Source organism: Halorussus sp. AFM4 (assembly GCF_051194995.1).
Taxonomy (GTDB): Archaea; Halobacteriota; Halobacteria; order Halobacteriales; family Haladaptataceae; genus Halorussus.
Map to the genome: position 1 here is coordinate 1016339 of NZ_JBNTJT010000001.1, position 19189 is coordinate 1035527.

Consider the following 19189-nt stretch of genomic DNA (forward strand, 5'->3'; position numbering starts at 1 on the left):
TTAAGTGCGACTCCGTCTACATCTTCACTGAACCCCCTTTCGCGGACGATCACACCTCTGCTTGCGTTAACCGGTCGATGAACGCACGTTGGTCGCATCCACGGAGTGTAACGGCGAAATCTACGACAGGGAGACCGAGACAAGCGCTGTCGATGACGAACCCAAGTCAGGCCACGACGAATGAAAGTGGTCACGGAGCGGAGGCCGCAGTGTCGCCGTTGTCGCGTGCAAAGGGGCTGATGATAAGATCGTCGTAGGGGAAGACCGGGCGCTTCGACTGGCCGTCCTCGTCGAAGCGGATGATACCGAGCGCTTCGAGCGTCGTCAGTTCCTGGTGGACGTTCTTCATGTCGCGGCCGACCAGCCGCGCAGTCTCACGGATGCTGTCGGGTTGTTCAGTCCGAATGACGCGGAGCAACGTGTACGTCCGCTCGTTGAAGACGTCGCTCAACTGCTGGGCGTTCGCGAACGTCACCGTTGCTGGCTGGTCGATGGACTCACCGTCGCGGAGCGTCCGAATTGCCTCAAGCCCCTCCTCGTACAGACCCTCGTCATCGCCGATCGTAACGAAAAGGACGTTCGTGGTATCAGTCATAGGTATCACCGGTGGTATCGGATGGTCCAAATCGTGGTTTCGGAATCGCATCCCAGAAACGCTCATAGAGTTCCTCCATCCCGGGAAACTCGACTGCCTGCGGTTCTGGGTCCGGAGCGACGTGAAGTTCGTGACCCTTCGTCTCCTCGTGGGCGTTGTCGTAGCGCCTGATGGTGCCGTCGTCCAGCGTTTCTGGGCCAGACGTGAGCGCCCTGAAGTGCAGCGGTACCGCCACCCCGACGGGTACGCGTCGTCGTCCGTCCGGCGAATCGACACGCGAACGACTGTCCCGTCGTCGTAGACCCTCGTCCGGTCGTACCCGTCGAGGTCGTCGGCCGTCGGTGCCATCCTCGTTCCGTTGGTTTGCTAGCCAACGGAATATACCTGTTGGTTTGTCAGCCAACGATGGCGGAATCACTCAGGGAAGATCCCTTGCGGGATGTACGCGGACACGACCCAGTTCGGTTTGTTGACGACCTCGTTGATTTTGAGGTCGACGATCGCAGAACACAGCAGGTACGCCTCTGCGCGGGTGAGGTCGCGGTGCTCGTGGAGATACGTGATCATGTGTCGGACCGCCAGTTTCGTCGCCTCCATGAGATCGTCGCTGATGCCAGTCGTCGCATAGACCGACTGGTCGTGACCGGGGGCCGAGAACGGGCCGGTGGTCTCGAACTGTGGTTGGTCGATATCCATCTCGGATTCCAGACTGAAGCGAGCAGTGACTGACCTCGGGGCTTCGATTCCGGTAACGCAGACTTCGCCATCGCCTTGCGCCGCGTGACAGTCACCGATGCTGAACAGCGCCTCGTCCACTTCGACCGGGAGATACAGCGTCGCCCCCGCGGTCAGATGCTTCACGTCGAGGTTGCCACCGACGCGTCGCGGTGGCGTTGTGCTGTGCGTGTCGTCGGCCGCAGGTGCAACGCCTAGATTCCCAGAGAAGGGTGCGAGCGGGACTTCGATGCCGTCGACGAACTCGCCGACGTCGTCTTCGAGATTCCAGACGTGGAGTCCAGGGTCGGCGAACTCCTCCGGGAGCAGTCCCCATCCCTCATCACCGGGGTAGAAGTAGGTGAAGCCGATGCCTTCGTGCTGGAAGTCGAGCAGCTCAACGACGAGGACGTCTCCCGGGCGTGCATCGCGGACGGCTATCGGTCCGGTGAGCGGGTGACCGGTCGAGTCGTTCGCCAGCGCGTAGATGTCGTCTATCGTCGACGTCGCGTCGAGTTGGCCGTTCGTTGCGTCACGACAGTCGAATCGCACGACGTCACCGGAGTCGATCGTTTGGACGGGATCGTGCTGGCGACTCCACGTCGTGTGAATCGTCTCCTCGGTCGCAGGAATACGGTGATCTGGAGTCTCAGAACCGGTCATGGTGTTCCTCTACTGTTGTCTGCGATTTCCTATAAATGATACTTGGAACGGCACGACTACCGTCTGAAGCCAACAGAAAACGAATGGAGCGAGGAAACACCTACACTCCGGTGCTGGGTTCGCCTCGCGTTCCGTCTCCGCCCCCAACCTCACTCCCTTCGTCTCGGTTTCGCCCGTCGGCGTTACCGGCGACCACCTCGAAGGGTCGCATCATCGACTGATCCTCGTGTTCGAGGATGTGGCAATGCCAGGGATACGTGCCGGTGAAGTCCCCGAACTGGACGGCGATGCGGACGGTCTCGCCGGGGTTGACCCGGACCACGTCCTTCGGACCGCGCTCGTTCGGATGCGGCGCAGCCATCCCGCCCGGCCCGCGGCCGATGACCCGGAAGGTCACGAGATGCAGATGGATGGGATGGGTGTGCATGCTGTTGTTCTCGAGCTCCCACACCTCGGTCGTCCCCAGCTGGGGCTTTGCGTCGACGCCCTCGGCGTCGAAGGTCTTGCCGTTCAGGACGTGGGTTCGGAGGCCGTTCTGCATCCGCATGCCCAGCGTCATGTGGCGCGTCTCCTTCGCGGCCCGCGGGTTGGGACCCGGCTGGGTCGGCAGCTCGAGTGTCCGCGGGTGGGCGCTGTCGTCGGTGACCTCGTAGCCCGGTTCGGTGACGCGGAACTGCATGATCTCGCCGAGGTGGGTGTCGGACTCCGTATCCGAGTCGTGTCCGCCGTGGCCGCCGTCCACGTCCCGACCGCCGGTGAACGGGAACTCCGCACTGTTGGTGACGGTGAACGTCTCGCCGGCGTGCCCGGCGAAGTCGACGACGACCTCGGCTCGCTCGAACGGGGCGAGAACGAGCGAGTCGAGGTCGCTGCCCGGGCCGATCGAGACGATATCCTCCAAGAACCCCTGGTCGGGAGCGAACTGGTACAGCAAGGGGACGTCCGCCTCGTGGTCCTCGTGTCCGTCACCGTAGTCGCTCGCGAGTGCAAGGTCGAACGTCCGGCCGTTCGACTGGTTGACCAGCCGGAACCGGTACCGGCGCGGTTCGACCTCCATGTACGGCCACACCGCGCCGTTGACGAAGGCGGTGTCGCCCGCGAAGTTCGCCACGAACTCGTCGGGGTAGTGCAGCGACCCGTCCGCCTCGAACGTCTTGTCCTGGAGCAGCAGCGGGACGTCGTACTCGCCGCTGGGCAGGTTCAGTCGCTTCTCTCGCGGGCTCTCGATGATGTAGAATCCGCTCAGTCCAGCGTAGTTGTTCAGCCGGCTGATGCCGAGCGCGTGGTCGTGGTAGGTCGCGGTCATCCGGGACTGGCGGTTCGGGAGGTCGTGGACGTGCTTCTCGAACCGCGGGCCGGTGACCCCGTCAGGCGACGTCCACGCCGCGGCCTGCCCGTCGCTCTGCCACTCGACGTTGAGTCCGTGCTGGTGGACGACCGTCCGGACCTCCGGCACGGGACCGTCGTAGTCGTCGTAGTCCTCCGGCGAGGTGCCGCCGACCCGCTCGTCGACCTCGAAGAGGTGGTCCGAGGGGAGCTCGGAGTTGTCGAACCGGAGCTTGATGCGCTCGTTGCGCCGGGCCTTGATGATGGGCCCCGGCACGGTCCCGTCGAACCCCCAGAACGTGGTCGGCGGAAGGTCCGGATGGACCTGCTGCTCGAACTCTCGGAGCGGAATCTCGTAGTACGCCGCACCCTTGCGTCGGCCGTCCGGTTCGCGGACCGACGGAATCGGCAGCGGCTGGACGAACTTCTTCAGGTCCGGCGACGACGCCGAGGCTGTCCCGGTTCCCCAGGGGAGGGAACCGGCGAGGCCGAGCGCGGCGGACGTCTGGAGCAGTCGTCGTCTTGACAACCGGATATCGGTCATCCGTTGTCACCGGTCTCGTCGTCGTTTGCGGTCGTGGTACGGCACGGCGTCGGTGCCCTCGAAGCCGGGCGCACCAAGGCGCCCATGGTCCTCGTGGAGGAACGCGAGACCGCCGCCGATGTCGCTCACGACGGTGAACCCGCGCGCCCTGACCGCGGTCCAGAACGACGACCCGTCGGGGTCGTACTCGTAGGTCTGCTCGGGGTTCGCCGGGTCCGTGATGTCGTAGACGCGAGCGCCGGCATCGTACCACGAGGTGTAGAGGCGGTTCGCCGTGACGTCGAAGTTGTGCGCAGTGTCCGGGAAGATGCCGGGGTTGCGGTCCTCGGCCTCGATCTCGGCGACCTGTCGCGGGTCGTCGAAGTCCGACACGTCGAAGACTCGGATACCGCCGGATTGCACCGCGTACGTCTCGGCGCCGACGTAGACGTGGTCGCCGTCTGGCGACGGCTGGACGTAGTGAGCGTTGCCGGGATAGGCGAAGACTCGGTCCCAGTGGGTCCCGTCGTCGCCGCGGTCGGCGCCGGGGGCCTGCCCGAACGCGCTGACCTCGACGGGGTCGGTCGGGTCGCTCACGTCGAGGACGCGACAGCCGGCGTCCCAGTACGCCAGGTAGGCGTAGTCGCCCTGGGCGTAGACGTCGTGGACGAAGTTCGTCACCGAGTCGAGCTCGGGGTGGACGTCTTCGAGGACCCACCGCGAGAGCTCCGCGGGGTTCGCGGGGTCGCTCACGTCGACGATGATGAGCGCGCTCTCGTCGAACGGCGCCTCCTTCGCGATGTAGAGGGTGTCGCCGACGAGGTGGGCGTTGTGGACGCCCTCGGGCAGTACCTGGAACGTGCTCAGGTACCGGGGGTCGGTCGGGTCGCGCACGTCGTAGAGGTGGGTGCCGATCTGGGCGTCCGGGTCGACGTCGGGGTCCTCGCCCGGCCCGTGGTCGTGTTCGCCGCCCTGCGTGCTGACCGCCAGCAGGTCGCCGTCGACCTTCACGTCGGCGATGCCGGTGCCGGGCGCGTCCCACGTCCCGACGAGTTCGGGCCGATTCGGGTTGCGCCAGTCCACGACCGCGAACCCGTCGCCGGTCGCGACGTACGCCCACGTGTCCCGGGTGACGACCTCGGCGGCGCCGTCGACCGCCACCTCGCCGAAGAGGCGGAGCGTATCGTCCTTCACGTCGTCGTTTCCGCGGTCGCGGGCACTTGCGACGCCACTGAGTCCGGCCGCCGCAAGCAGTCCTGTCGTCTTGAGTGCTGTTCGTCGACTGAAGTGAGAAGTTTCGTTCATAATGATGGAAAGGGGGATGGTTACCGTGTGATGCCGTTCTAGCGACTCGGTCAGCGCCTGCCGGGTGAGTTGGGGCAATCGGTACCGTCGAAGCCGGGCGCGTCCATCCGGGCGCGGTCCGCGTGGAGGACGGCGAGCCCGAGGACGCCGGTTGCCGTCAGTCCGTCACGCCTCGGTTCCTGGGCACGATCAGTTCCCCTGCTTGGAGGCGCCGGGGGTGACTTTGAAGACGTAGACGCCGGTGACCATGTCGGACACGACGGTGAGGTCACGTTTCGCGTTGTAGTTGGCGCCCCACGCCATCGGAGCCTCGCCGAGCCACCCGGGGCCCTGGGCCTGGTCGGCCTGGTCGTCGGTCGCGTACCGGTCGGTGAACGCGGGGTCGGTCGGGTCGCTGATGTCCCAGACGACCGCGCCCTCGTGGTATGCACCGTCGACGAGCAGCGAGTTGCTCCCCTTCGAGATGATGTCGTGGTTGTGCGTCGTCCAGTCGTAGAGTTCGAGGGGGTCGTCGCCCTGGTACTCGGCGTTCGGCGACGGCGTGTAGCCGATGGGCTTCGGGTCCGAGACCGAGCCGTCGCCCCAGCCGATGTCGAAGATGTGCTTGCCGCCGGGCTTGCCGTGGCCGATCTCGTCGCCGACGACCGCGATGTCGCGGGCGGGGTCGTAGTTGGCGTAGTGACAGTTCTGGAACCCTTCCTCGCCGAGTGGGACGTCCTCGTAGGACGGCAGCCCCTCGTAGCTGAACTGGCCCGCCACCTCCGGGCTGGCGGGGTCGCTGACATCTATGATGACGTAGCCGTCGAAGCCGCCGCCGATGAACGCCAGGTGCGCGAGGTCGTTCTCGGGGTCGACGACGATGTCGTGCAGGTCTGCCTCCGGGCCGAACGTGCCCACGAACGAAGTGTCGGTGGGGTCGCTCACGTCGAAGACGCCCATGCCGTCGTGTTCGGTGGTGTAGACGTACGGCTCGGTGGGGTGCGGGAACAGGTTGTGGGTCGACCCCGCGTCGAGCGTCCCCAGGATGGTGGGGTCCTCGGGCGTGCCGTCGGCGTAGCCGTAGTCGATGATCTCGACGCCGTCGAACTCTGCGTCGTCGGTGTTCGGTTCCTGGGTCCGGTAGTAGAGCCCGTCGCGCCGGCCGAACTTCACGTCCGCGTTCCGCACGTCCGCGGACGAGGGGAGCCGGTGGACCTGGGAGGGGTCCGTGGGGTTGCTGATGTCGACGAGGAAGCTCCCGCCGGTCCCGAAGAAGCTCCCCGTGAGCGCGTACTGGCCGTCGGCCCGGACGTCGCCCTCGGTGTACCCGCCCTCCGGGTCCTCGAGGAGCGAGTGACCCAGCTTCCTGAGTCGACCCTTCGTCGGCTTCCCGCGCGCCGATACAGTGCCTGTGCAACCGATCGCGGCCGTGCCGCCCAGTAGTTTGAGCAGCGTTCTCCGTGTTGATTTCATTGAGCGATCCACATTGGTAACTGTGACCCTACCCCGTAGTTAATTGCAAATTACGTTCCAGGTAATCCAAAAACAATCAAAACTTTATTCTCATTCTACCCATATTACTTGATAACTGTAACTGAATTAGGCGTATTAGATACTAAATTTGTCTTATGTAATGGATATCTTACAATTGTTGTAACTGAACGCCAAACCCGCTTCTATGCGGAGAAGACCGGTCAACACCGGACAGAGACGAGTAGTCGCCCGGGGTGAAGAATCACAGATAACTTCGCCTGAAAAACTCAAAATCACTTTTCCCACCGCATCCTTAATTAGTGATGTCGTAGTATTGGTTTATGTCATGCCGGGGTTCACCAGGCGGACGTTCCTCACAGTAAGCGGGTCACTCCTCGGCGGAATCGCGGCCGGCGGCACGGTGACCGCCGCGACGGTCGACGGGCGGTACATCGTGGACACTCAGAACCTCTCGCAGGGCGCATTCAAACAGAGCGACCTGACGGTCGTACACGACCTGTCAGAGGTCGACCTCGCGGTTGTCAAGGGCGCGGAGGCCGACGTCGAGGCGCTGGACGTCGACTACGGCGCGGACACCAGCTACGAACTCGACCTCCCGGTCGACGAAGCACCCGTCAAGGCGGCCGAGAGCGCCACCGACGAACCGTACTACGGCATCCAGTGGGACAAGCAGGTCCAGGGCGTCCCCGAGGTCCACGAGCGAACGCGCGGCGAGAACACCCGCGTAACGATCATCGACAGCGGCGTCGGCGCGGGCCACTCCGACCTCCAGCACGCCGTGAACGCCGACCTCTCGCGCAACTTCACCGCCGACGACCTCGGGGCACCGGGCCCGTGGGGCGGCTACCACGGCACGCACGTCGCTGGCATCGTGGCCGCGAACGACCGGAACGAGGCGGGTGTCGTCGGGACGGCGCCCGGCACCGAGCTCGTCGACTGCCGGGTGTTCTCGCCGAGCGCGCCGGCGACGTTCGGCGGCATCGTCGCGGCGATGGTGTACAGCGCCCGGATCGAAGCCGACGCCGCGAATCTCTCGCTCGGCGCGTATCCGGTCGAGCGGAAGGCCCTGGGGAGTTTCTACGGCAAGGTGCTCAACCGCACCACGACATACGTCAACTCGCAGGGCACGGTCCTGGTGGTCGCGGCGGGCAACGACGCCGCGGACCTCCAGCACGACGGTGGCGGGGTCACCTACTACGATACCGACGGCGACGGGGACACCGAGAAGGTCGTCCACAGCGCGTTCGTCAGCCTGCCGAACGAGTCCGCCGGCGTGATGAGCGTCAGCGCGACGGGGCCGATCGGGTTCAACTGGGGCGCAGAGGGCCTCGAAGCGCCCCCGGAGAGCCCCGCGTTCTACACGAACTACGGGACCAACGCCATCGACATCGGCGCCCCCGGCGGCGACGCCGACCTGTCGGCCATCGGGACCGACGCCGCCTAGTACTACGACCTCGTGTTCAACACCATCGCCGAAGTCTCGACCGGGACCTCCAACAATGGCAATGGGAACGGGAAGGGCGAGGGGAAGGACGGCGAGACGTCGACCGACATCGAGTACGGATACGGATGGCTGGCCGGGACGAGCATGGCGGCCCCGCAGGTCGCCGGCGCGGTCGCGCTCCTGCGCAGCGTCGATTCCGAACTGAACGCGAACCAGGTGAAGAAGACGCTCCAGCGGACGGCGTCGGTGCCCACCGACTACGAGAAGACCTACTACGGGCACGGCTTCATCGACCTGCCCACCGCCGTGAACGACGCGGAGTAGCACGCCGGTCGTCGTTCACGGGATTCTCCCGGATCAAAGAACGGAATCGGCGTCCTGACCAACACACCTACATTGTTTCCCACCGTAAGTGGGAACATGACCAAGGTGGATTCGAAGGGTCGAATCGTTCTCCCCCAAGAGGTACGCGAACGCCTCGGTATTACCCCAGGTACCGAGGTAGAAATCCACGAAGAAGACGGGAAGGCAGTCGTCGAACCCGAAGACGACCCCGAGAAGATTATCGAACGTATGGAACAACTTGTCGCGGAAACGTCTTCGAAGCGTGGAGAAACGACTCCGCTTGACGAAGGGGTCGACCCAGCTGCCCGGAAGCATAGAGATGCCGTTCGGAGAGGAGCGGAGAAAAACAGCGATGAGTGACGCTGGTGGCCCGTATCTGTTCGACGTCGGAGTAATTGCACTCGCACACACAGAAGCCCCTGTTCGCGATTCGGCACTGTCATACGTCCGAGATGCCATCACTGGCGACATTGATGCCGTTGTTCCGTATCCTGCGCTGTTCGGAGCACACACTGTCCTGACGACGTACTACGGGCGTTCAAACGCGGACGCATCCCGACTACTACAGAATTTCATGGACGCAAAGCAGATTCATTGGTACGACGGAATGTCCGAAGACGTCGTTCGAGATGGATTTTCCCAGGCCAGTGAAACAAACGTTGGTGGCTGGGACGGGTACTACGCTCAGGTAGCAATTGACGAAGGGGTGAACACGGTGTTGACCATCGACGATGACTTCGAACGATTTGATGCCTTCGACACCGAGATTATCCTTTCTCCCCGTGAATTTGGGGAACTGAACGAGTACCTCGAGGACTGATTCAGCTCACGTCCTCAACAAGAGAAGCAAGTTCGTTCGAGTTCGGTGAAAGAGTAATGGGTCGTCGCACTTACCGTGGCGGGTAGGCGTCGTGCCACGGCCGCACCCGCTCGAAGGCGCCGCTCGCCGCGAGCACGTCCGTGTCCGTAAACCGGTCGCCGACGAGTTGCAGGCCGACCGGGAGCCCGTCGGCGGTCAGGCCGGCCGGAATCGACGCCGCGGGATGGCCGGTGAAGTTGATGGGATACGTGAGACACCACCCGATGAGCGGGTCGACCGACTCGCCGTCGATCTCGGTCGGGCCGACCGTCTGGGTCTCGGGGTGGTCCTCGTTCTCCACGGGCGGGACGGCGAGCGTCGGCGTCGCGAGGAGGTCGTAGTCGACGAAGACGTCCTGGATGGCGTCGTAGACCGCCGTCCGGACGTGCTCGTCTCGCTTATAGTCGAGCATGCTCATGTCCGGTCTTGAACCCGCTCAAGGCACTCGTCCACGGGGTCCACCGGCGAAAGATTGCCGCGTCGGATTCGGGCCGCTAGCTCGGTTGCAGAACGGTAGACGGTATCAGATGGCATGGCACTAGAAGTATAAGAACCTCAATAATCAAGCCAGGTGTCAAGACGGACGAGAACGCCGAGACGGGTATCGCGACATTACCGGAGTGCTACCGTTCAACTGAATTTCGGGGGCGAACTACGGAACGTTCGGCCCAGTCACTCCAACTCCCAGCCGACGTTCTGTTCGTAGGCGTAGCCCGCATCGAGGACCGTGTCGTCTTCGAACTCCCGGCCGACGAACATGAGTCCGACCGGCAGACCGTCGGCTTCCCCTGCGGGCACCGAAATCGCGGGATGACCGGAGACGTCGAACGGTGCCGTGTTGGTGAGCATGTTCAGCGCCCGGTCGATCACCTCCAGCCGGCTCAGGTCGTCGTTGACCTTGTGGGCCGTCTGGGGCGTCGTGGGCATCGCGAGCACGTCGACGTCCGAGAGCGCCTCATCGTACGCTTCTGCGAGCTTCCGTCGCAGGTTCATGGCCTTCGCGTAGTAGTGGCCGCGGTACTCGTCGGCCATGTACTGCCCCAGAATCAGGGTCAGCTTCACCGTCATGAGGTAGTCGTCGGCGCGGGTCCGGCGTGCTTTGCCGAACGTGTCGGCGAACTGCGTGTCGTAGAACCCCTTCCCGTAGTGGCCCACGCCTTCGTCGCGGACGAGCGCGGTCGTCTCCTCCATCACGATCGCGTTCCAGATGGGCATGCCGTCGAGGTGCATCGGAATCGACACCTCCTGGACCTCCGCCCCGGCCGCCGCCAGTTCGTCGAGCGCGTCGCGGACGGTCTCGTCGACACCGGGGTCGCTCTGTTCGTGACCGAACCCCTCCTCGACGACGCCGATCGTGAGTTCGTCGGCGTTCCCGGACAGCGCCTGCGCGTACTCCGTCGTCTTGACCACTCCTTGCCGCGGGTCGAGCGGGTCCTTGCCCGCGATGACGTCCATGACCCGGGCGGCGTCCTCCACGTTCGTCGTCATCGGACCCACGTGGTCGAACGAGTGGCCCAGCCCGACGACACCCGTGTACGGGACGAGCCCGTGGGTGGGTTTGTGGCCGACCCCACCGCTCCACGCCGACGGGATCCGGATGGACCCGCCCTGGTCACCGCCGATGGCGACGTCGACGTCGCCGCTGACGACCGCGGCGGCCGACCCGCTCGACGATCCGCCCGCGATGTGATCCGCGTCCCGCGGGTTGAGCACGGGACCGGTCGCGGACAGCTCCCCGCTTCCGGAGAACGCCATGTCCTCCATGTTGAGCTTGCCGGTGATGGTCGCTCCGGCGTCCAGCAGCCGGGTGACGATGGTGGCGTCCGTCGACGGGACGTAGTCCTGGAACAGCTTCGAGCCGGCGGTCATCCGGACGCCCGCGAGCGCGATGTTGTCCTTGAGGCCGACGGTGTACCCGTCGAGTTCGCCGGAGTCCGCGCCCTTCACCTCGCACTTCGTCACGAACGCGTTGAGCGGGTCCTCTTCGGGGCCGGGCGTGTAGCCGGGGTCGCGTTCGGTGTACTCGGTCCGGCGCTGCGGTTCGGAGAGTTCGTCCAACCGCTCGTACCCGTCCAGCGTTTCCTCGATCGCCGCCGCGAAGTCTTCGACCTCATCGTCGGAGAGGTCGACGTGGTGGTCGGCCGCCTTCTCTCGAATCTCCGCGGGTGTCGGCGGTTGGATGTTCGGTGGAATCTCCGACATAGAGCGGGATAGGACACGATAGATGATGATAAAAGTCTATTCTCACAGGCGTGTCATTGGGCCGTTCAAGCTGGTTCTCGAACAGCGGGTGGACGGAAAGTCAGCGGATCTCTCGAAGTCGAGTCTCGAAGTGCTCCCTCGTATCTCCGCAAACGAAGCTGTAGCAACCTGAAAGCACAACAGTTTAGCACCGCGCCCGACCACCGACCGTCACACGACGACGGAGCCACAATCTATGGATCTCATCGACGACAAGGGCCGCCTCTTCGGCACCGTCAACATCATCGACGCACTCGCCGTCCTGCTTGTCCTCGCAGTTGCCGCCGCAGGGACTGCGTTCGTTCTCGGCGCCGACGACACCGAATCGGCAGCCACCCAACACCAGACCACAGTCACGCTCCGGATTACTGACGTCCAACCGTACGTCGCCGACGCCATCCCCGAGGGACCGGTCGACACGGACCGAATCGGCGCCGTCACGAACAAGTCGGTCCGCCCGACCGAGGTCGTCGTCGCCGACCAGAACGGGACGCTGCACGTGCGCGACCACCCGCAGAAGCGAACCGTGACGCTCGACGTCGCCCTGAATACGACTGTCGAGAACGGCGAACCGACCTTCGCGGGCGAGCAGCTCGAAGTCGGCCGGCAGCTCACGCTCGACTTCGGACGGGTCACCGTGACCGGCAACGTCACGAGAGTCGCTGATAGCAACTGATGGCGGCCGAAAATCAGTCCCGAGATTACCTCGACGATTCCGCGCTCGCCAGACTCTGTCGGCAGATACGGGCGTACCTGGCAACCACGTGGTTCGTTCGAACGGGCGTTGCTCTCTCGAACGGACTCGCGGCCGCCGTCGACACGTCCGCGCTAGCGAAGGGTGGCCGGGCAGTCATGGGCTGGCTTCGACAGTCATTCCTCTACCGCTGGCTCACGAAGGAACCCGAACCCGACGTCATCGTCATCGACCTCCGCGAGACCTACACGGTCGGCCCCTTGATCGCGCTCCTCGACCGACTCGTGCCGACCGTCGACCGGATGTGGCGAGGGTCGCTCGCTGCCAGGGCGACGAGTCGCCTTCAGACAACTCCGATCTGGGCCTGGCTATCGGAGTCCCGAACAGTTCAGTTGCTCCGGGCGGCGTTAGAACCGCCTGAACCACCGGATAGCGAACGCCACGACTGACGCATTATTCTCGGGGGATATCAGGGGGAACATTCATACTTTTCTGTATACAACTGTATACACATGGGGACCGACTACAAGAGCGTCCGCCTCACCGAAGAGGCGTACGAGACGCTCGAAAAGCGGAAGCGAGAGGACGAGACGTTCTCGGAGACGGTCGAACGACTGGCGAGAGAACGGCCAATCAGTGATCTCGCCGGCCTCTTCGCGGACGACGATATCGAGGCGATTCGGACTGCCCGAACGCGGAGTTACGAGACCTACACCGAGCGTCGCGAACAGGAGTGGGACGAGTGATACTCGACACCTCCTTCGTGGAGGACGTGACTCGCCAAGATCCGGACGCACTCGCCAAAGCAGACGCCCTGAGTCGAGAGGGCATCCCCGAACGGCTCTCAGTAATGACACTGTACGAGCTCTATTGGGGAGTTGAATACGTCGACAGTCCCCAACAAGAGAAAGATACCATCGACGCTGTCTTCGCGTCGAAAGAAATCTACGACATCACCCCGGAGATCGCTCGCAAAGCGGGGCGAATCGCCGGGCAACTTGCCAGCGACGGCCAACTACTCAACGATCCCGGTGACGAGCTCATCGGTGCAACCGGCGTCGTACACGACGAACCGGTCCTCACGAAGAACGTCGACCACTTCGAGCGAGTCCCTGGCCTCGAGGTCGAAACGTACTGACAGGAAAGGTTCCGGTTGTTTCGACAAGACGGGAACACTAGAACGCGCCGGATGGGACACCACCGATCGAAACAGCAACTCAGAGGTTTTCGAGGTCCCACCCGACGAAGTCGACCTCGGTCTCGACGTCCAGCGCATCGAGCACCCGCGCGAGGCCGAGATACGTCCCCGCGAGCATCCCGATGCCGAGCACGACGTCGTCCGCGTAGTGCTCGCTGATCCGTTCGTGCGCCGCATCGTCGACCGACCCCTGGACGAAGTCGCGCACGTACTCGACGATGGCCGCGAGTTCCGGGTCCAACTGGTCCCACTCCTCGCTGGAGACGGCTCGAATCTCATCGGGCGACAGCCCCTCGTCGAGCGCGACGCGGACGTGCTGGTGCCACTCGTAGCGCGAGTCGGTGTGGTACGCGACCGACAGGATCGCGACCTCCCGCTCGTGGGGGGTCAACCCGCTCTCGTCCCACACGGCCGTCCCGTACGTCTGGAACGCCTCCAGGAGGTCGACGTCGTTCGCCATCGCGCGGTACACGTTCAGGGTCCCGCCCCGCAACGAGTGGGCGCTGTCCTCGTCCGGTTCGGTCTCGTCCGAGAGCGTGTCGAGCAGCGACTGCTTGTCCGGGGGCAGGTCCTCCTGGTCGACGTACGGAATCCGTGCCATGCTATGACATTCCTTCGCTGGTGAATAAGTGTGCGGGTGCGGTGAACCGGTGCGTTCCGGGTTCAGTCGAGCCGGTAGGCTTCGAGGGCGTCCTCGTCGAGTTCGACGCCGAGCCCTGGCTTCTCGGGGGCCGGAATGCGGCCGCCGTCGCGGACGTAGATTGCTTCGGGATTTGCGATGTACGGGCCGGCGACGTACTCGCCGGGGTCCTCGGCGTCCTCGTCGAGGACCGCGAACTCGATCAGCGAGCAGGCCCGACTCGCCGCGGCGACGTGGAGGCTGGCCGCGTAGTTGACGGCCGGGCCGAGCGCGTGGGGGACGAGGCGCTTGTTGAACGCCTCCACGAGTCCCGCGACCCGCGTCGCGCCGGTGATGCCGCCGACGTAGTCGAGGGACGGCTGGTAGATCTCCAGCGCGTTCGCGCGGAGGTGGTCGACCGCGGGGTAGTGGGGCGTGTGGGTCTGGTAGCCCGAAATCGGGACGGGGACCCGGCGATTCAGCTCCGTCTGTCCCTCGATGTCGTTGTGAGAGATCGGCTCCTCGAACCACTCGAGTTCGCGTTCACTCGCCGTCTCCGCGACGGCGAGCGCGTCGTCGAAGCTGTAGGACGTGTTCGCGTCGATGGCGAGGCCGAAGTCCTCCGGGATGTCGTCCATCACCGTGTTGATGCGCTCGCGGTCCTCAGTGACGCCGAACCCGGCGCCGATCTTCATCGCCCGAAAGCCCTTTTCGGCGAGCCACCGCGCCGACTCCACCAGCTCGTCGGGCGATTTCTCGACTGGGAAGGTGGCGTACGCCTCGACCGCACTCGCCTCGCCGCCGAGGAGTTGATAGACGGGTTTGCCGGCGTCCTTCCCCTTGATGTCCCACATCGCCTCGTCGAGCGCGCTCAGGGCGCCCCACGCGCCGGCGCGCTTGACGTGGACGTGGAGGTCGTGCCACCGCGCGGTCACGTCGCGCGGGTCCTCGCCGACGACGTGGTCGGCCATGGCCTCGATGCTCTCGGCGAGGAACCGGTTGTGCTCCGCCGACCGATAGAACGACTCGCCGAGGCCGGTGATGCCCGCGTCGGTCTCGACCTGGACGACGACGGAGCTGATCTCGAGCGACCGCTCGTCGACCTCTGCGGGAAGCGACGCCGCGTCCACCGCGCTGCCAAGGACGATGGTCTCTACGCCTGTGATTTCCATGTTATTTGTTCACTATATCCGAGGAACGCCCTTCGGAAAGCGGAATTTATTACCGCAACCGACCACCCTCAGACGGGTGACATCGACGTCCAAAAGAATCCCCGCAGGGCCACAGAATGGAAATATAAGTAGTGCGTGAGACGGTAACAGCACGCAAAACTATTCACTGTTGACGGGGAATCAGTCCCATGCGAATCCCATCGGAGTCCGAACTCCGGGAGTTGGGGCGTCGCTTCGACGTCGAAGTCGACGACGAGGAGTTAGCGGAGGTCCAGGCACAGGTCGCACGGAACCTGGAGGGGCTCGACGCCGTCGCGGAGGCACCCCTGGGTGACGGAGACGCGTCCGACGTCGGTGCCCGGTCCTGGCGGGAACCGACCGACGACCCCTACAACGCGGTCGCCGTCGAATGCGAGGTCGGCCCGAAACCGGACCACTCGGGAGCGCTGTCGGGCGTCGAGGTGGGCGTCAAGGACATCATCGCCGTCGCCGGCGTCCCAATGCAGTGCGGGTCGGCGGCGATGCGAGGGAACGTGCCTGCCACCGACGCGACCGTCGTCGAGCGGCTCCGGGCGGCCGGGTCGACCATCACCGCCAAGACGAACCTCGACGAGTTCGCGGGCGGCTCGCGCGCCGTCTCCGCCGACGGCCAGATGCGCAACCCCCACAACGAGGACCACGTCCCCGGGGGCTCCTCGGGCGGAAGCGCGATCGCCGTCGCCACCGGACGTGTAGACGTCGCCCTCGGGACCGACACCGGCGGCAGCGTCCGGATGCCCTCCTCGCACTGCGGTATCGTCGGCCTCAAGCCGACCTACGGCCTCGTCCCCCTCGATGGTGTGGTCGAGAACACCTACACACTCGACCACGTCGGTCCGATGGCGACCTCCGTCTCGGACGCGGCCGGGGTACTCGACGCGATAGCCGGCAAGGATCGCACCGACCCCGCGAGCATGCAGGCGGCCGGTCGTGACGACTACGGGGTCGGCGGCTACCGCGAGGCCGCAGAGTCACCGCCGGACCTCACGGACGTTACACTCGCCGTGGTCGAGGAGGGACTCGGCGAAGGCGCCGCCGAACAGCCCGTCGAGGAGGGGGTCGCGGAACGAACCGAGACCGCCCTCGATCACCTCGCTGACGCGGGGGCCGACGTGCGACGCGTCTCCATCGACGCGTTCGAACTCGCCGGTCCCGTGAAGCACGTTCGGAGTTACGCGGAACTCGCGGCCCACTGGCGCGACGGCGGGGCGCCCTATCGGCGCGGCGGCCACGTCGACCCCTATACTCAGGCGTCGTTCGCCCGCGCCACGCGCGCCGCGAGCGCCGAGGTGAACGGCTACTATCGGTCGCGCCTCCTCGCCGGTGCGCAGCTCATCGAGGCGCACGGCGGCCGCCATTACACCCGTGCGCTGGCCGCGAGCCGCGAGCTCAAGGCCGCGTTCGACGAGGCGGCAGATGCCGCGGACGCGCTGGTGACGCCGACGATGCCCTCGACCGCACCGACCGTCGAGGACGCCAGACAGCCCGGGTTCGACTACGCACGGAACGTCATCCCGGCCAACGTGACCGAGCGGCCGGCGATCAGCCTCCCGAACGGAACGCTCGACGGATTACCCGTGGGTCTCCAGTTGATCGGCAATCCGTTCGACGAACGACGACTGCTCGGGGTCGCCGCGGTGACGGCGGACGTCGTCGGGTAGCCTATCGGGACCCGACCACGACCAGCCAAGGTTCGTGCAACGAGTTACCGTCCCCCAAAATCTTTTTGACGAGCCCATGGTCGCTGCAGTATGGTTTCCTACGACGCGTACGAGAGCATCACCGTAGATGTCGACGACGGCGTTGCCGCCGTCGAGCTCCACCGCCCCGAGAAGCACAACGCGCTGTCGACCGAAGTGCTCCTCGACCTCCAGCGGGCGTTCAGCGAACTCGACCTCGACCGAGATATCGACGCGGTCGTCATCGCGGGCGAGGGCGACGAGGCGTTCTCGGCAGGGGCGGACATCGAACAGTACGCCGGCCCCGCTGAAGAGCACGACCCGCTCCAGAAGGACCGGCAGGCGCTCTTCTACGACATCTATCAGCAGGCCCGCGAGATCCACCCCGTCACCGTCGCGAAGATCGACGGCTACTGCGTCGGCGGGGGACTCATCCTCGCGATGTACTGCGACCTGCGCGTCGCCACCGAGGACGCGCAGTTCGGCGTCCCGACGACAGACATCGGCCAGATACCCGGCGGCGGTGCGACCCACCGCGCCGTACAACTAGTCGGAGAGGCCAAGGCGAAGGAACTCGTCTTCACCGCCGGACTGGTCGACGGGAGGGAGGCCCACCGCATCGGCCTCGTGAACCGGCTGGCCGAGGACGCCGACGGACTCGACGAGGAGGTCGAAGGGATCGTCGGCGCCATCCAGGACACGGGCCGCCTGGCCGTCAAGAACTCGAAGAAGTCCCTGAATCGGGCGGCGGACGCGACCGACCCCGAGGCGGCGCGGGCGTACGAGGCGGAACTCTGGTGGGAGCAGTTCGCCAGCGAGGAGCGACGGCGCCTGGTCGACGAGTTCGTGGGGGAGTGAGATGCTGCTGGACGACCTCACCGTCGTCGAGATGACGGCGCACCGAGCGGGGCCGTTCTGCGGCGCCCTCCTCGCGGACATGGGCGCGGACGTCGTGAAGATCGAACGACCCGGTGCGGGCGACCCGGCCCGCGACCAGGGGCCCGGGCCGGCGGGCAAGTCGGGCTACTTCATGGCGAACAACCGCAACAAGCGCTCGGTCACGCTCGACCTGAAATCGGAGGCAGGGGTCGAAGCGGCGCGTGACCTGCTGGCCGACGCCGACGTGTTCATCGAGAACTTCGGGTACGGCGTCACCGACAAGCTCGGCATCGGCTACGACGACGTCCGGGAGTTCAACGAGGACATCGTCTACGCGTCCATCAAGGGGTACGGCAAGACCGGCCCACTGAAGGAGAAACCCGGGCTCGATCTCATCCTCCAGGCCGAGGGCGGCATCATGAGCGTGACCGGCCCGGAGGGCGGCGAGCCAGTCAAGGTCGGGCAAGCCATCGGCGACCTCACGACCGGAATGTTCGCCGCCATCGGCGTCCTCACACGTCTGCACGAACGCGGGCGTGACGACGCCGACGCCCGCGGCGGCGAGTTCGACGTGGGCCTGTTCGACGCCATCGCGACGCTGCTGAACGAATACCCCACGAACTACTCGATGACCGGTGAGGTGCCCGGCCCGCAGGGGACGAGCCACCAGACGGTCGTCCCCTACCAGCTGTTCGAGACCGCGGACGGCCAGGTCGTGACCGGCGTGCCGAGCGACGACCGGTGGGACGACTTCGTGGATATGCTGGGGCGCGAGGAGCTCCGCCAATACCGGACCAACGACCAGCGCCGCGAGCACGAGGAGGAGGTAATCGACGCGGTCCAGGCGGAGTTCGAGCAGCACCCGACCGAGCACTGGCTGGAGCGGCTCACCGAACACGGCTTCCCGAACGGGCCGGTCAACGACGTGGCCGACGTGGTCGAACACGATCAGGCCCGGGCCAGGGACCTGGTCGTCGAACACGAGGACCCCGAGTGGGGCGAATGCGTCCTCCCGGGATTCCCTATCCGGTTCCCCGACCACGACCGAGTAGGAATCCGCGACCCGGCCCCGACTCTCGGGCAACACACTGACGAGGTGTTCCGGGAGGTGAGCGGCGACCAGACCACCCTCGACGAGTGGCGCGAGGACGGCGCCTTCGGCGAGCACTGAGCGATGACCACCGCTCGACACCGATCGCCGACGCGAGATACCGAAGACCGTTCGCCGAAGTCCGATGGGTAATGCCGAGCGCCAATGAACTTGTTTCAGCCACAATTCCTAGTCTTAACATGCGATTCGGCGGACAGTATAGATATATAACACTTCTGAGTGACTATCCCTCACTGTGTTCCCGAGATATTTTTCCAATGTAGTCAACGTATACGACGGGAATTTTTAATGCAGGTAGCGGTGTGCATCG

General features: G+C 65.0%; 18 protein-coding genes and 2 pseudogenes. 10 read left to right on the forward strand and 10 right to left on the reverse strand.

What is annotated here, in order from left to right; all coding sequences use genetic code 11:
• Positions 1-190: 190 nt before the first annotated feature.
• The 6 genes and pseudogenes from ACQUQF_RS05270 to ACQUQF_RS05295 all read right to left on the reverse strand — a co-directional run bounded on the left by ACQUQF_RS05270 (position 191) and on the right by ACQUQF_RS05295 (position 6578).
• Positions 191-595, reverse strand: coding sequence for a hypothetical protein (locus ACQUQF_RS05270; protein ID WP_435176487.1), 405 nt, complete (start codon positions 593-595; stop codon positions 191-193).
• Positions 588-943 (reverse strand): annotated as a pseudogene (locus tag ACQUQF_RS05275) (toxin-antitoxin system TumE family protein). The gene ACQUQF_RS05270 and the pseudogene ACQUQF_RS05275 overlap by 8 nt, the downstream one beginning before the upstream one ends.
• A 66-nt stretch (positions 944-1009) precedes the next feature.
• A complete protein-coding gene (locus tag ACQUQF_RS05280) occupies positions 1010-1972 on the reverse strand; it encodes an acetamidase/formamidase family protein (protein ID WP_435176489.1) in 963 nt (320 codons plus the stop codon).
• A 100-nt stretch (positions 1973-2072) separates the two neighbouring features.
• Positions 2073-3842, reverse strand: coding sequence for a multicopper oxidase family protein (locus tag ACQUQF_RS05285; protein WP_435176491.1), 1770 nt, complete (start codon positions 3840-3842; stop codon positions 2073-2075).
• Between the two features lie 6 nt (positions 3843-3848).
• Complete coding sequence (locus ACQUQF_RS05290; RefSeq protein WP_435176492.1) at positions 3849-5015, reverse strand: LVIVD repeat-containing protein; 1167 nt, start codon at positions 5013-5015, stop codon at positions 3849-3851.
• Positions 5016-5315: 300 nt separating this feature from the next.
• Positions 5316-6578 carry an LVIVD repeat-containing protein gene (locus tag ACQUQF_RS05295; RefSeq protein WP_435176493.1) on the reverse strand — a complete coding sequence of 421 codons (1263 nt, stop codon included), beginning with the start codon at positions 6576-6578 and terminating at the stop codon, positions 5316-5318.
• Between the two features lie 346 nt (positions 6579-6924).
• Here ACQUQF_RS05295 and ACQUQF_RS05300 point away from each other — a divergent pair.
• The 3 genes and pseudogenes from ACQUQF_RS05300 (at position 6925) to ACQUQF_RS05310 (ending at position 9208) form a co-directional block, all read left to right on the forward strand.
• A pseudogene (locus ACQUQF_RS05300) lies at positions 6925-8367 on the forward strand (S8 family peptidase).
• Positions 8368-8463: 96 nt separating this feature from the next.
• Positions 8464-8748, forward strand: a complete 285-nt coding sequence (locus ACQUQF_RS05305; RefSeq protein ID WP_435176494.1) for an AbrB/MazE/SpoVT family DNA-binding domain-containing protein — start codon at positions 8464-8466, stop codon at positions 8746-8748.
• Positions 8741-9208 carry a type II toxin-antitoxin system VapC family toxin gene (locus tag ACQUQF_RS05310; protein ID WP_435176496.1) on the forward strand — a complete coding sequence of 156 codons (468 nt, stop codon included), beginning with the start codon at positions 8741-8743 and terminating at the stop codon, positions 9206-9208. Before ACQUQF_RS05305 ends, ACQUQF_RS05310 begins: the two co-directional genes overlap by 8 nt.
• A gap of 70 nt (positions 9209-9278) precedes the next feature.
• Here ACQUQF_RS05310 and ACQUQF_RS05315 read toward each other — a convergent pair whose 3' ends face one another.
• A complete protein-coding gene (locus tag ACQUQF_RS05315; protein ID WP_435176498.1) occupies positions 9279-9659 on the reverse strand; it encodes an amidase family protein in 381 nt (126 codons plus the stop codon).
• Positions 9660-9919: 260 nt separating this feature from the next.
• Positions 9920-11449 carry an amidase gene (locus ACQUQF_RS05320; RefSeq protein ID WP_435176499.1) on the reverse strand — a complete coding sequence of 510 codons (1530 nt, stop codon included), beginning with the start codon at positions 11447-11449 and terminating at the stop codon, positions 9920-9922.
• Positions 11450-11684: 235 nt separating this feature from the next.
• Between ACQUQF_RS05320 and ACQUQF_RS05325 the strand changes: the two genes are divergently transcribed.
• From ACQUQF_RS05325 to ACQUQF_RS05340, 4 genes are all read left to right on the forward strand, one after another.
• The gene (locus tag ACQUQF_RS05325) at positions 11685-12164 is read left to right on the forward strand and encodes a DUF4330 domain-containing protein (protein ID WP_435176501.1); all 480 of its coding nucleotides are present in this window, start codon (positions 11685-11687) and stop codon (positions 12162-12164) included.
• Positions 12164-12631: a hypothetical protein gene (locus ACQUQF_RS05330; RefSeq protein ID WP_435176503.1), complete on the forward strand. Its 468-nt coding sequence runs from the start codon at positions 12164-12166 to the stop codon at positions 12629-12631. Before ACQUQF_RS05325 ends, ACQUQF_RS05330 begins: the two co-directional genes overlap by 1 nt.
• A gap of 63 nt (positions 12632-12694) precedes the next feature.
• Positions 12695-12928: an antitoxin VapB family protein gene (locus tag ACQUQF_RS05335; protein WP_435176505.1), complete on the forward strand. Its 234-nt coding sequence runs from the start codon at positions 12695-12697 to the stop codon at positions 12926-12928.
• Positions 12925-13320, forward strand: coding sequence for a PIN domain-containing protein (locus ACQUQF_RS05340; protein ID WP_435176507.1), 396 nt, complete (start codon positions 12925-12927; stop codon positions 13318-13320). Before ACQUQF_RS05335 ends, ACQUQF_RS05340 begins: the two co-directional genes overlap by 4 nt.
• A 79-nt stretch (positions 13321-13399) precedes the next feature.
• Here ACQUQF_RS05340 and ACQUQF_RS05345 read toward each other — a convergent pair whose 3' ends face one another.
• Both ACQUQF_RS05345 and ACQUQF_RS05350 read right to left on the reverse strand, forming a co-directional pair.
• Positions 13400-13981: a carboxymuconolactone decarboxylase family protein gene (locus ACQUQF_RS05345; protein WP_435176509.1), complete on the reverse strand. Its 582-nt coding sequence runs from the start codon at positions 13979-13981 to the stop codon at positions 13400-13402.
• A 62-nt stretch (positions 13982-14043) separates the two neighbouring features.
• A complete protein-coding gene (locus ACQUQF_RS05350; protein ID WP_435176510.1) occupies positions 14044-15171 on the reverse strand; it encodes a mandelate racemase/muconate lactonizing enzyme family protein in 1128 nt (375 codons plus the stop codon).
• 188 nt (positions 15172-15359) lie between these two features.
• Between ACQUQF_RS05350 and ACQUQF_RS05355 the strand changes: the two genes are divergently transcribed.
• The 3 genes from ACQUQF_RS05355 to ACQUQF_RS05365 all read left to right on the forward strand — a co-directional run bounded on the left by ACQUQF_RS05355 (position 15360) and on the right by ACQUQF_RS05365 (position 18939).
• Complete coding sequence (locus ACQUQF_RS05355; protein WP_435176512.1) at positions 15360-16871, forward strand: amidase; 1512 nt, start codon at positions 15360-15362, stop codon at positions 16869-16871.
• A gap of 90 nt (positions 16872-16961) precedes the next feature.
• Positions 16962-17747: an enoyl-CoA hydratase/isomerase family protein gene (locus ACQUQF_RS05360; RefSeq protein ID WP_435176514.1), complete on the forward strand. Its 786-nt coding sequence runs from the start codon at positions 16962-16964 to the stop codon at positions 17745-17747.
• A gap of 1 nt (position 17748) precedes the next feature.
• Positions 17749-18939, forward strand: coding sequence for a CaiB/BaiF CoA transferase family protein (locus ACQUQF_RS05365; protein WP_435176516.1), 1191 nt, complete (start codon positions 17749-17751; stop codon positions 18937-18939).
• Positions 18940-19189: the final 250 nt, after the last annotated feature.